Origin of the sequence: Bacillus bingmayongensis (assembly GCF_000299035.1) — a bacterium.
GTDB classification, from domain to species: Bacteria; Bacillota; Bacilli; order Bacillales; family Bacillaceae_G; genus Bacillus_A; species Bacillus_A bingmayongensis.
In genome coordinates, this window is sequence record NZ_JH921517.1 from 992,941 (window position 1) to 1,006,220 (window position 13,280).

The window sequence follows — 13,280 nt, forward strand, 5'->3', positions numbered from 1 at the left end:
AGAAAGCCAAATCAATGCTTAAAACGCTGGAGAAAGACGTATGAACAGTTTGGCGAAGAAGGATTTTATACAGAACGTCGCGGAAAAGGAAATGTGGGTCGTCCTTCCACAAAACAGTTATCTTCTGATGACAAGCTAAAGAAAGCGGAAGCGCGTATTGCTTTTTTAGAAGCGGAACTTGAATTCTTAAAAAAGTTAGACGAGCTCGAAAGGCAGGCGCTGAAAAAGAATTATGTGATGAGAAAGATTATGAATGGATTCATGAAATTTTCAACCAAAAGAAGAAAAAATGTGGCGCGATATTTATCAAAATGACTTTAGAAAATACAAAGGGAATTAAAATGAATCTAAAGCGTATCTTTCGGATTATGTGGAAATACAATCTAGTGACAAAGACTCATCGTGCGAATCCATACAAACAAATAGCTAAGGCGACGCAAGAACGCAGGGTTTGTCCTAACCTACTTCAACGTCAATTCAATCAAGAAGAGCCGGAAAAAAGTATGTTAACTGATATTACATATTTATTTTATGGAAAAGGGAAGAAAGCTTATTTATCTTGTGTAAAAGATAGTACCACACGAGAGATTTTAGCTTATCACGTCTCTCCCTCTCTACAAATGCATATCGTCTATCAAACATTAGACAAATTGAAAGATAGATTAGGAGATACAATTCATCCAGAAGCACTTTTACATTCAGATCAAGGTACACATTACACGCATCCTGAATTTCAGCGACGTGTAAAAGAAATGGGAATAAAACAATCTATGTCACGTAGGGGAAACTGTCTGGATAATGCCCCGATAGAATCCTTTTTTGGTTATATGAAGTATGAATTAGATTATAAAGATTGTCCAACGTTTCAATCTCTTCAACAGGTGATAGAGGAGTACATGAAGGATTATAATTACTATCGTTATCAGTGGACACTAAAAAAGATGGCTCCGGTACAGTACCGAAACCATCTTTTAAGTGTTTTAAGGTCCTTTTATTAAACTGTAGTTCATAGCTACACTTGGCCTTTTCTTTTATTAACTCGTCTGAAAGGTATAAAATAACTACTTAGTTATAAAAGTAAGGTGATTTGCTATAGTACATGATCTTTGAATAAAAATGATTGTGTGTTTGTTCTATTATCTTTTTAACAAATGTGTGGAAGTCACAAATCTTTAAGTGTATCGATTAAGTTGGGAGATGTGGTAATACTTTCTATATCTTCGCAACTTATAAATACAAGACTAGTAGATGGTGGTGTTGTCGAATCCTCTTCTTCAAATACGATTAAGCAATTTAAAGAAGGTAATGGAAGATAAACAACAAGAGAAACAGGACCGATAATCTGTCCAGATCTAGTTGTTATTGTTACTATAGTACCTGGTGGCCAAAGCTTAAATAATGAACAGGCGACACCTGAGCAACTCGCTATTTTTAGTTTTACCTACCTTTTTAACATTTGTATAAACTGTAATATAAATATATGAATTAACATTATAAAAGGTTTGGGTGGGTTAAATAGTGTTTTTTAAAGAAATAAGTAAAGACACCCTAATGAGTGCCTTTTGTTTACTAGTAACCGAATCCGTCGCCCCAACAACTGCATCCAATAATGATTAACAGAATGAACAGTACGATTAGTAAGGCGAATCCACCACCAAAACCACAAGAGTCACCATAACCCATAATTATTCCTCCTTGATTGAGGAGATTGAGGCAATAGGTATGTTATTAATTTAACGGCATACTTTACTGTATGATTAATTTCTACATATGAGCAGGTCCTTTAAGATGTAAATAAACAGTGATAAATATTTAATTTCAATATACATCTATACCGATTATGTTTTTATCAGAATCTAGTCGGATATACACTTCATCTTTTAAGCGATGAGCATTATAAATACGATTTTTATCAGTTGAGATTTCAAAAGTTTCTTTGCCCGATTTACACCCGAGAACAATCATATCTCCATATTCTCTCCAGTAATCGAGTTTAGTATAGATAATCATTTTAAGATCCTCCTCTCCATTATATTATACTAATTAATAGAGAAGAAGGTGTTAGACATTTAGACAAGGTCTTCAAAAAAAGACACTTATTAAGTTCCTTTTTGGTCTAGTTTATCAATTATTATTTTATAGGATTTTAAGTAGGGAGAAATGGTAATACTTTCTATATCTTCATAACTTATAAATATATGGTGAGTAGAGGGTGGTGTTGTTGAAGTCTCTTCCTCTAATATGACTAATTAATTTGTAGAAGGTGATGGAAAATATCTAACAAGAGAAACAGGCCTGATAATCTATCCTGATCTGGTTGTAATTGTCACTACAGTGCCTGGTGGCATGAACAAGCGACACCTGAACAAGCTGTCATTTTCGACTCACCTAGCTTTCGTTTTAATATTTGTACATATGTAATGCTAATGCAAGTATTACATATGTATGAATCAACATTATAAAATATTTCATTTTGTTTTGAGCACAGTTGTTTTATTCAAGGGGAAAATATTCAAAAAATAAGAAAAGACACCCTTAGGTGCCTCTTCTCTGTTTGTTCTCGCGTATTGAGATGACTATTCAAACCTTGTTTTAGGGGACATGGTTCAAACAAATATTTACTACACTTAAAGTTTAACATCAACATAATATACAGTAAATTGAGAATATTTATGTAGAATATTTTTAAAGTTTAGTATAAATATTTTTCACTATTGTTATGATGAAAACGGTTGTCATGCAAAATTGCATAAAAACATCTCATGAGGTTAGCGGTATAATTAATGGTGTACAATAAAGCTGAAGGACCAGAGGCCATCTACGGAAATAGGTGGTCTTTTGCTATTGGTTGTTTTTTACTTCTAAATGAGAATACATAGTAAATAAGCATAAAAAAAGACACCCTAATGAGTGCTTATCTTAGATCTGGATTTCTTTTAATCTAAAATTCTGACATATACAAACGAAAATATGTTATATTATTCCAGCAATAATAGTCAGGGTAGAATTATTTTCTACTTTCCAGTGGGTTAACTATAATCATGCACACAAATCAAATGATGATTTTAAGTGCTCATTGGAAAGGAGTGACACATATGGAAGAATGGATGATGAGTGTTTTAATTTGTCTATTCGCATACAAGTTTGTAATAGAACCGTTTGCTGACAATTATAGGGGTGGCACCACACCTATATCAACTTAAGAATTTAAAGCATAAATGGATTATGATGATAACATAAAGTTATGGAGGTGTGTATAGTGAAAAAATTCTCTCTTACCTTAGTAACAATGATTATCTGTATGTTAGTATTTAGTGTTTGTACTACCAATAAAGCAGATACGATGAAAACTGATAGAGAGATACGTGAGGAACATATTGCAACTGTTCTTGAGAATGCTTGGGATAAATATGATTTATCTAGTTTTCAAATAGGTATTACAGACCCTACAATTTGGATTGAAATCGAGAAAATAGAAGATAAAAAGAAATTGATAAAATACTTAGAAAAAACGTGAGTAAATCTGATTTAAATCATTATAAAATTGACGTTTTTGAAAAAGATAAAAATACGTGATTTTCAAGTAGACCTTTTTTAAACAAAGATCTACTTGTATTGGTTTAAAAGTAGCGGCGATAAAAAGATGTATAATGTCAAAAAGAACGCTTTGTAGTTTGAATATTTTAAAAATTTCTAAAACTAAAATAAGAAAAGGGACATTAGTTAGTTATTTAAGGAGATAGCTGAACAATTACAGTAGCGAATCCGCTTCTTTTTTATTTTGCACAAAAAAGAACCCACAAAGACGGGTCCCTTCTCAAGTGATGAAGTGTGATGATGATTTCTCTGTATCAGATAGAGAAAAAATACAAAAATACAATACATTTAAGTACAGAAAATTTCAATACTGAAATCAGGAATTACCATGAGGGGAGTGATAGATGGAAGTAATTATACCACTTTTAATTGTGTAGATTATTATCGCAGCAGCTGATATTGGTATAGATATGGAAGAATTGAAATGAATGAGCAATGACGAATAAATTCAAGGAATTACCGCGAGATGGTGATTATGGCTAGAAAAAGAAGCACAGATCATGACAAGATATTTGAAATAAGATTTTTTTGAGTGGATTGGATAAATATAGTTCGACACAATTGTGCTAAATTTTTACTAAAAAGAACTCTTTCTTTCTAAATGTAAGAAGATTTTACAAAAAAATACATAGAAGTATATATGTGTAATATCGAGATGGATCGAATTTTTATTACAGGTGAGAGCTGTAATACGTTCATTTCAATTAACACGAAATACACATAAAGGGGAGAAAGAATTTGAAAAGAAAAATTGGTACAGCAGTCGTTGGTTTATCTGTTTTAGGTTTTGGAATCATTGGTGTTGCTGATGGAGATGGTGGAGGTGTCGTTCAGGCAGCTTTGATAGGAGATTATGGAGGAGCGCCTGCATATAGTCATGCTGAAACTTGGTCCCCAAGTTACTCAGATGGATATACTGGAGGAGCTCCATCTTATAATCACGGGGACGTACCTACACCAAAATCAGAAGCAGATGGAGACCATGGTGGAGGAATTTAACAAACACTGATGTAAAGATTATTAATTATACGTTAGAAAAAAAACTTGTAATTTACAAGGTCTTTTTTCTTTGTAAAGAGTATACCTACTTTCATTTCTGCTGCTTTTTTATTTTATAAAGAAAAAAAGAACCCACTAGAGGATGGGCTCTTTTTCGAAAAATGAGTAATCTATCTAAAAACGCATATAAAAAGACCTTAATTATTGTACATTAAAATATATAGAATTAAAATGTTGAATTTAGAATTACCGTAAGGAGGAGTTAAGACAAATTACGGTTCTAGTGCAAAAACTTCAAGACAATGATACTCCTTTAGATATTTATCTTTATCTTATAATAAGAGTGAAAAAATTGGTATCCTTATGGAGGTAATTAACATTCTTCTGAGTTTTAAAAGGTTTTATTACAAACTGTAAAAGAATAGAGATGTCTAAATTTATTTTGAGATGATAGTAATTGATTATTTGAATTTTATTATAATTTTAAAGCATGGTTACGACGTTTATAAAAAAAGTTCTATTATTTTGTTTCAAAAAACTTATTTCAAGCTTCTTAAAGGTAAATCTAATTGTTTATAAAGGTATACCTTTATAAATGGTCGGGTACATCCCTTTAGATACAATTATTGATAAATTTTTAATCTTGTTATATAAAACTGAATTTTCTGATAAAATATATTGTACTAGCAGACAATACATCTAGACAACTTTTTTAGGATAGGAGTGTTGTAGATGATAAGAAAATTAAGATTAATCCTTTTTATTCTAGCCACTCTCTTTATGCTTCCCGTTACCTCACTACAAGCTAAAGCCGAAAATAGTTTAGGACCTAAATTACTTGTTGGATACTGGCATAACTTTGATAACGGTACAGGCATTATTAAACTGAAAGATGTTTCACCTAAATGGGATGTAATCAATGTATCTTTTGGTGAAACAGGTAGTGATCGATCTACTGTTGAGTTCACACCGATTTATGGTACAGATACCGAATTCAAAAACGATATTGCTTATCTAAAAAGTAAAGGGAAAAAAGTAGTTCTTTCAATAGGGGGACAAAATGGCGTTGTTTTATTACCTGATAATAATGCTAAACAACGATTCGTTGATTCTTTACAATACCTCATTGACAAATATGGATTTGATGGTATTGATATTGACCTTGAGTCAGGAATTACGTTAAATGCGGGAGATAATGATTTTAAAAATCCTAAAACACTTCAAATTACAAACCTAATTTCAGCTATTAGAACTATTTCAGAACATTATGGACCCGACTTTTTATTAAGCATGGCACCTGAAACGGCATATGTACAGGGAGGATATAGTGCGTATGGAAACATCTGGGGTGCGTATTTGCCTATTATTTATGGAGTAAAAGACAAGTTAACATATATTCACGTTCAACATTATAACGCTGGTAGCGGTATTGGCATGGATGGAAATAACTATAATCAAGGAACCGCAGATTATGAAGTAGCTATGGCGGATATGCTATTACACGGATTTCCAGTAGGAGGTAATATCAATAATATTTTCCCTCCACTACGAACTGAACAAGTTATGATTGGTCTTCCAGCAGCTCCAGCCGCAGCTCCAAGCGGCGGGTATATTTCTCCAACTGAAATGAAAAAGGCATTAGATTACCTTATTAAAGGTGTACCATTTGGCGGAAAATATAAACTGTCTAATCCAGAAGGATACCCTACATTCCGTGGATTAATGTCTTGGTCCATTAATTGGGATGCAAAAAACAACTATGAATTCTCTAATTATTATAGAACATATTTTGATGCTATACTTCCCTAAAAACTAATTTCCTTGTAACAGAACTCATCTTTCTATAAAAAGATGGGTTCTGTTACAAAGTTTTTAAAAGTAAGCTGAACTTTTTCGAAATTGAGCGACGAGAATCATAAATAGGGTATCGCCACATAGCTATCAAGCTAAGTGATCCAAAAAATAATATGGTAGTGTATTTTCTTTGATTTTTGATGACTACATAAAAAATGCAAATGTGTACATACTTTATGAACGCGAATATAGCTGAAAACGTTGATATTATTGAATTTTATACTTCACTGTTTTTTCTATTCCTGCTGTTGTTTCACTTTTTTACTTTTACCCCACTGGGATCAATATTAAAAGTAATTGTTACTTTGTAATTCGGAGGATTATGAGCATTTACATAAGTATGATATTCAGCTGTGACAAGAAAATTAAAAGTTCCTTTTGGATATCGCTCAACTTTTATAACTTTTGTCTCTGTTAAACTATATTGATGATATGTTCCAAGTTGCTTTCTAATAATTTGACTTGCATGTGGAGCCAATAAAGTATTATAAGAATCATAAAAATCCTTATTACACACATTGGTTGCTTTCCCTTTCAATGGAGATATAAAGAAAAATGTTATTATAATTCCACAAAATATTATGGATAATTTATGTTTTAGCATAAATTCCTCTCCAACCTATGTCATAGGATAAGGGTTAGGATATGCTGAAAAATAGTAATTATTCATTTTAATTTAGCGTACAGGGAACTGATTAAAATGTGTCCAAATTATGTCTAAACGTACAATTTTTCCGAAATGTTGTTGTGACCCATGCCCATCAACTTAAGAGCGGAAACAAAATGAACTTTTGTTCATATGAACTAAAAAACTCTTAAAATATTTGATGTCCTTAAAAGTAAGCACACCGAATAAACCCTAACGGGTTTCATTTTTAAAAAATTATGCAACTTTCTTTTGTTTTCTCAATCCACTATACTCATAGACAACACCCATAATATCAAAGACAGTTTTCTTCTCATATCTGTGGGATTTCCGTCCATTCCTCTGTAAAAGGTTGAACAGGCGGGTTAGGATCTTTGTTATCTCTTGGTTGTTTTGCTGTATTGCTTGATATAACAGAAATAGATGATCTTGGATCATCCCAATCGCTTTATATTCGCTTAATTCTCTTTTCTTCTTTTGTAAAAGCAATTGACGCATTTTAAACATAGTAGAGGAACATAGGAAAATAGCGATTAGATTTCCATATAATTGGCACTCTAATCGTTCCTGTTTTACATTACGATAATGGTCTATCTTGAAGAGTGATTTCCACGTTTTAAAGACAATCTCTATTTGCCAACGTAAAGTATATAATTCATGTACCTGTTCCATCGGAACCCATTCCCAAGGTGTATTCGTCACATACACGTTTAATCCAGCTACCAATTTACTTTTCTCTGAGTACGCTCTATTTTTAGACTTTTCTTTTTCCGCAATCTTCGCTTGCCGCTTTTGAAGTTGCTTTTCTGTTAATCGATTAAAAATAACACGTGCAAATAGTTGTTGTTTATCACCGATATAAGCATGTTTTAATTCAAATGTTTCTCCTGGCTGTAGTTGGTTTAGAAGCCGCTTCACATCGATCTGTATGTATTCCGATTGCTTCTTAATAGCACCGTTTTTAAAGTATTCTGGATTTGGATTTTTCATATATACATTCGTATTTAATTTTAAACGAGACACATAGTATGTACCTCGTTGATCCATTTGGTCTAAGTCTTCCAATGAAAAATAACCTAGATCACGAATACATAAATCTCCTGGTCGTAAGGTATCTAAGCACTCCGTGCCAAATGTTTTGTCATTATTTTTTCCTGGTCCAACTTGAAAGTTAAGAAATTCCCCACTGTGCAGATCATATTCTAATTGAATTTTGATTCCGGCTGTTTGAGCACAGCCTCCAGAGCCTGGATATACATTATCTAAATCATTTGGCACCTGAAATACGGTGGCATCTAGGATACGGATTCGTCCAAAATAAGTGAAGAGATGGTTAGAAATTTGCGTTTGTTCACATATTTTTTGTTGTAACAGTAAAGAAAAAATATGTTGTAAAAACAAAACTGCTTTAGCGTTTAAACGCTTATTTAAGCCCTCAGGGCTGAGTAAAGTACCAGTGGCTGCATGAAGCCTACTACATAATCGTACTAAGGGATCACTTGCTACTCGTTGACTGATCCAAATACAAATCGTAGCTAAGTCTGAGCCAGAAAACTTACGTTTTCGCTTTATAAATCCGATTTCTCTTGCAAGTTTTTCTAAAAATACAGGTGTAATATATCGCTGTAACTCTTCCGCAAACGGTTGTAGTTCATCTTGAATCGAGAGGTTCATAAGAAAACGTCATCCTTTCTAATCTAGCTTGTTTAGAAAGAATAACGTTTTTGGATACTTGGGGGTATTAAAATCTCTTAAGTTGATGGGCATGTGTTGTGACCCCATCACAATCAAGCTAAGAAAAGCAAATACCCCCAAAACGCAAAAATGAGCTGAATTCTCAAAATAACTAACTATAGAGAAAGAAAATTTCAATTTATGGGGGAGACTTCAAAACCGTAGCTTGATAGCGATGGGACAGCCCAATGTGGTAGACCTTTTTTCGTTTTGCTTATTCGTGATTAAATTTTTTATTGGCAATCCAATAATACGTTGCAGAGAATATTAGTACAATCCAAACAAGCGTTACTAGTACGTTATCTATTACTTTTGAATTTACTGATCCTGTGATTAAGACTTCCATTGCATGTTTGCTCATACTTGCTGAATTTACAAAATCTATAACTGGATTTAAACCTACAATTATTTTGCAACCTAAAAGGAAAACAATTGAAATTAATGCGATAATACCCTGACTGTTAAAAATAGTACTAATCATCGTTGTAAAAGATACGATAAAAAATACCCATACAAGATAAAATAATAGTGCAGTAATCACATGTGAAAATGGAACATTTGTAAAAAGATAATTTACATATAGATAAGAAGCAAAGTATCCAATTGCTACACTAAAAGCTGCTATCAAATAATTTGATACAATTTTTCCAAATATATACGAAATAACAGTAACAGGTCGTGTTAAAATAAAGGCCAGCATGCCATTTTCTTTATCTATTTGAATAATACCCATCATTGAGATTGCAAGAATCATAAGTCCGAGCTGATCAAATTGAGATCCTAACGTACTAGCTAGTACTTCTCCACCTTTTTGAGCTGTCATGCTCGGATCAATTATAATACCCTGACTACCGCCTAATGCTCCCAAAATTGAAGGCAAGTAATGAGTTACTATAGGTTGAGTTATCCCTAAAAAGATAAAGACGATCGGTAGCCAAATAACTTTAAAATCACGTACCATTTGAACAAATTCTTTTTTTATCAGTACAATAAATTTATTCATTTTTCCACCACCAATTTTAAGAATATTTCTTCTAAAGTATCATTATCAACTTCAAATTTTAAGATGTCCACTTCATGCTCAAGTGCATTTTTTAGTAACATATTTTTGTTTTTTTCGATGTTATTAACTTTTATTTTGATTTTATGCCCAATAATTTCTATCTCCTTTACGTAAGGTAATCCTTTTACAATGTCAATCCAATTTTGATCTTTCGCTGTGATTTCTAAGCTAATCCTATCTTTGCTATTGCAGTTTAACAATTCGGTGATTGTTGTATCTTCTATTTTTGATCCATTTTTTATAATTACAAATCGTTCGCATATTTCTTCCGCATCACCCAATATATGGGTTGATAATAAAATCGTTGTATCTTTTTTTATTTCTTTGATCAGATTTAACACTTCTCTTCGGCCGATTGGATCTAATGCGGATACTGGCTCATCCATGACAATAAGCGAAGGCTTATGCAATAGTGCTTGTGCAATACCGAGTCGCTGTTTCATTCCACCGGAAAATGTGCCAACTTTTAAATTTTCTTCACTACTTAGTCCAACTTTTGTCAAAATTTCAGGTATTGAATTTGTTAATTCTTCTTTTTGCAATCCAGAAAGTTGTCCCATGAACGTAAGTGTTTCTTTCGCTGTCATCCAATGAAAAAAGTTAGGGTACTGTGGTAGGTAGCCTATTTCCCTTTTCATTTTCGAAATTTTTTTCCCATTCAGCAAAACTTCGCCCGCGTGTGGGTCAATAATATCTGAAACCACTTTTATTAATGTTGATTTCCCAGCTCCATTCGGTCCAATTAAGCCGACACATTCTCCCGATTGCAGTTCCATCGAGAAGTTATTAACAGCGATTTTTTCTTTAAATGTTTTCGTCACATTTTTGATTTCTAATTTCATGCTCTCTCACTATCCTTTCGCCCTATAACAAAGTACAGAATTGGACCAAGTGTATTAACAAAAAGTATAATAAATGTCCAAATCAGAACGCTTTTTCTAGTTTTTCTATGTCTGTATAGATCAATTAATGCAATTAAAACTAATAGGGTACCTACCGCAATAAACGGCAATATTATGGGGATAAAAGCCATTAAGTCAATATTTTTTAATTCATCAAACCCATAGTGCAGTTGCATTTTTAACACTCCTTTTAAAGTTATCATTATCATTATTGATAATGATAATGATAACTTTAAAAGGAGTGCATTGCAATACCCATTCTCATTATTTATAATAAGAATGAGAATGGGTAAATAGAAAAATAATAGATAAATACAAACAAGGAGAACATTATGGGTAATAAAGTTGAAGTCTTAATGCATCCAGTAAGAATAAAAATTTCTCAGGTACTAATGAGGAATAAAGAAAATGGATTAACCCCTTTAGAAATGGTGAAAATTATTAAAGATGTACCTCAAGCAACTCTATATAGACATATACAAATCATGTTGGATTCTGGCATTATTCGCGTTATTAAAGAAAAAAAGGTGAAATCTGTTTCCGAAAAATATTACGCTTTAAATGAAATCGAGGCTAGACTTAATGTAGAAGATTGGAAAAAAGCTTCTAATGAGAAGAAACTTGATTATGTTTCATATTATCAATTATCAATTATGAATCAATATCAAAGTTATCTTAAGAAATTAGAAGAGCAAAACTGTAGGGAAGATGGTGCTACTTTTTCTTTAGTAGAATTAAAGATAGATGAGGAACACTTTATACAATTCCAAAGCGAATTAAACGAATTAATAACTAAATACTACCATACCGCGAGCAATGAAATAGATGCACCAGTTCGAACAATAGCTGTCACCATTATTCCAGATATTTAAACAAATTAAATAATATGGTTCTGGTGCAAAGATAATCTATAAAAAACGTAGGATATGAATTTTCTGCTAACTTACGGATTTTGATACGATACCGAACAGCTTATCAATGAATTCTTTTCGATTTTGGACAGATTTCACCCCTTGATGAACCTGCTTCTTTTTAATCATATGCATCGCTTCTATGCCACTCAGTATGTAAGTGGCTGTACGAAATGATTTCAATCCTAACATAGAACGAACTCGCTTCTTTATAAAACGATGATCCTGTTCCACGATATTGTTTAAATATTTCTTTTGTCTGAGTTGCATGCCTGATGGCATGTTTTTTTCTTTTCTCAATTCTTCAACTGCTATAGGATAAGCCGGATTTTTATCCACTGTTATGACACGTGGCTTAGAAACATGAAAAGACCGCAAAGCTTTCTTGAAGAAGCGCTTTGCAGCCTTATGATCTCTTGTTTTGCTTAGGTAAAAATCAATCGTACTTCCTTCAGAATCAACTGCGCGATATAAATACATCCATTGACCTTTTACCTTGATATACGTCTCATCTACTCGCCAAGAATCGTTTGTTTTCTTAAGGTGACAGCGAACTTTCTTGTCTAGTTCAGGGCCATATTGATGTACCCAACGCATGATGGTTGTGTGAGCGATGGATAAACCTCGTTCCTCCATCATTTCTACCAAATCACGAAAACTGAGATTGTACCGTAGGTACCATCTTACAGTTAACAAAATAATGTCAGGCTGATAATGTTTCCATTTGAATAAATTTTGGTTTTCCATACTGATCATGCTCCTTTTTTAGAGTAGTAGTATCAGTATGTCCAAGTTTACTAGATTTCTTGCACCAGAACCGTTTTGACTCTGTTTTGTACTGAGATTGGTAATATGAACTTCTCGCTATTCCAAGAGTTTGACACATCATATGAACTGAGTGTGTTTCTTTTTGACAATCGATAAATTGATGTAATTCTATATCTTTTATTTTTTCGCGAATATGGCCATAGCCTTTTTTAAAATCTCATTTTCCTCTTTCAAACGAAGCATTTCTTTCTGCATTCGTTTCAGATCTTCTAACGTCATTTCTTCCTCATCAATCGTTGGGATAGGAGAATATTTTTTAATCCATTTATAAATCGTTACTTCTGATACACCATACTCGCTGCTTAGTTCTTTCACAGATCGTTCTGAATGATATAATTCAACAACCATCTTTTTAAATTCTTCATTAAATTTCTTGTTTGCCATACGGACACTTCCTCTTTGAAATCCATTGTAAGGACTTAACTAAGTTGTGTCCATATGACTATACTAACTCCAAACGATTATAAAAAAAGTGAATCATATTAAAAAATCCAAGTTAGCTCTAGCTTAACCCCAATATCATCACCGGTTGTAAAGTATTGCCCATCTGGTAATGCATATCTACCCTGATGATTCTTTGTGAAAGTGCCAATCAAAATGATCAACTCACCTTAATAATTCTAATAACAGTTTTGATATATAAAACAAAAGTTAAACTATTGGCATTTTTGATCAAATTTTTTTATAAAGCGGAATGTTCATTCAAAAAGATAAGAATCCATTTTGATCAATCTTTTTTCAAAATG

General features: G+C 32.6%; 13 protein-coding genes and 3 pseudogenes. 6 read left to right on the plus strand and 10 right to left on the minus strand.

Translation table 11 applies throughout. The features are described 5' to 3' along the window. The first annotated feature begins 93 nt into the window (after positions 1–93). Together Y7E_RS35020 and Y7E_RS0112215 are read left to right on the plus strand one after the other, a co-directional pair. Entirely contained in the window at positions 94–315 is a 222-nt protein-coding gene (locus Y7E_RS35020) for a hypothetical protein (protein ID WP_017151535.1), read from the plus strand. After that, a complete protein-coding gene (locus Y7E_RS0112215) occupies positions 267–998 on the plus strand; it encodes an IS3 family transposase (RefSeq protein ID WP_422666715.1) in 732 nt (243 codons plus the stop codon). Before Y7E_RS35020 ends, Y7E_RS0112215 begins: the two co-directional genes overlap by 49 nt. Positions 999–1,162: 164 nt before the next feature. Here the strand turns inward: Y7E_RS0112215 and Y7E_RS34315 are convergent, their stop codons facing one another. The 3 genes from Y7E_RS34315 to Y7E_RS0112225 form a co-directional block, all read right to left on the minus strand. Further along, positions 1,163–1,429, minus strand: a complete 267-nt coding sequence (locus Y7E_RS34315; RefSeq protein ID WP_081584628.1) for a CGEA protein — start codon at positions 1,427–1,429, stop codon at positions 1,163–1,165. 140 nt (positions 1,430–1,569) lie between these two features. Next, complete coding sequence (locus Y7E_RS31640) at positions 1,570–1,683, minus strand: YjcZ family sporulation protein (protein WP_017151537.1); 114 nt, start codon at positions 1,681–1,683, stop codon at positions 1,570–1,572. 135 nt (positions 1,684–1,818) lie between these two features. Beyond that, entirely contained in the window at positions 1,819–2,010 is a 192-nt protein-coding gene (locus Y7E_RS0112225; protein WP_017151538.1) for a hypothetical protein, read from the minus strand. A 1,333-nt stretch (positions 2,011–3,343) separates the two neighbouring features. Between Y7E_RS0112225 and Y7E_RS29595 the strand changes: the two are divergent. The 3 genes and pseudogenes from Y7E_RS29595 to Y7E_RS0112245 all read left to right on the plus strand — a co-directional run bounded on the left by Y7E_RS29595 (position 3,344) and on the right by Y7E_RS0112245 (position 6,405). After that, a pseudogene (locus Y7E_RS29595) lies at positions 3,344–3,576 on the plus strand (YolC/YozM family protein). A 759-nt stretch (positions 3,577–4,335) separates the two neighbouring features. Next, positions 4,336–4,587, plus strand: a pseudogene (locus Y7E_RS0112240) (hypothetical protein); the annotation flags it as partial. Between the two features lie 789 nt (positions 4,588–5,376). After that, entirely contained in the window at positions 5,377–6,405 is a 1,029-nt protein-coding gene (locus tag Y7E_RS0112245; RefSeq protein ID WP_390881324.1) for a chitinase, read from the plus strand. Between the two features lie 298 nt (positions 6,406–6,703). Here the strand turns inward: Y7E_RS0112245 and Y7E_RS0112250 are convergent, their stop codons facing one another. The 5 genes from Y7E_RS0112250 to Y7E_RS0112270 form a co-directional block, all read right to left on the minus strand. Then, positions 6,704–7,054, minus strand: a complete 351-nt coding sequence (locus tag Y7E_RS0112250) for a DUF3888 domain-containing protein (RefSeq protein WP_017151543.1) — start codon at positions 7,052–7,054, stop codon at positions 6,704–6,706. A gap of 279 nt (positions 7,055–7,333) precedes the next feature. Beyond that, the gene (locus Y7E_RS0112255) at positions 7,334–8,770 is read right to left on the minus strand and encodes an IS4 family transposase (RefSeq protein WP_017150272.1); all 1,437 of its coding nucleotides are present in this window, start codon (positions 8,768–8,770) and stop codon (positions 7,334–7,336) included. Between the two features lie 274 nt (positions 8,771–9,044). Beyond that, positions 9,045–9,833 (minus strand): ABC transporter permease, encoded by a 789-nt coding sequence (locus Y7E_RS0112260; protein WP_017151544.1) that lies wholly within the window; start codon positions 9,831–9,833, stop codon positions 9,045–9,047. Next, complete coding sequence (locus Y7E_RS0112265) at positions 9,830–10,735, minus strand: ABC transporter ATP-binding protein (RefSeq protein ID WP_017151545.1); 906 nt, start codon at positions 10,733–10,735, stop codon at positions 9,830–9,832. The genes Y7E_RS0112260 and Y7E_RS0112265 overlap by 4 nt, the downstream gene beginning before the upstream one ends. Further along, positions 10,732–10,971 (minus strand): PLD nuclease N-terminal domain-containing protein, encoded by a 240-nt coding sequence (locus Y7E_RS0112270; protein ID WP_017151546.1) that lies wholly within the window; start codon positions 10,969–10,971, stop codon positions 10,732–10,734. The genes Y7E_RS0112265 and Y7E_RS0112270 overlap by 4 nt, the downstream gene beginning before the upstream one ends. A 156-nt stretch (positions 10,972–11,127) precedes the next feature. On the opposite strand from Y7E_RS0112270, the gene Y7E_RS0112275 reads away from it, so the two are divergent. Further along, a complete protein-coding gene (locus Y7E_RS0112275; protein ID WP_017151547.1) occupies positions 11,128–11,667 on the plus strand; it encodes a helix-turn-helix domain-containing protein in 540 nt (179 codons plus the stop codon). A 66-nt stretch (positions 11,668–11,733) separates the two neighbouring features. On the opposite strand, the gene Y7E_RS0112280 is transcribed toward Y7E_RS0112275, so the two are convergent. Together Y7E_RS0112280 and Y7E_RS31645 are read right to left on the minus strand one after the other, a co-directional pair. Further along, entirely contained in the window at positions 11,734–12,453 is a 720-nt protein-coding gene (locus Y7E_RS0112280; RefSeq protein ID WP_017151548.1) for an IS6 family transposase, read from the minus strand. A gap of 70 nt (positions 12,454–12,523) precedes the next feature. After that, a pseudogene (locus Y7E_RS31645) lies at positions 12,524–12,918 on the minus strand (transposase); the annotation flags it as partial. Positions 12,919–13,280 lie beyond the last annotated feature (362 nt).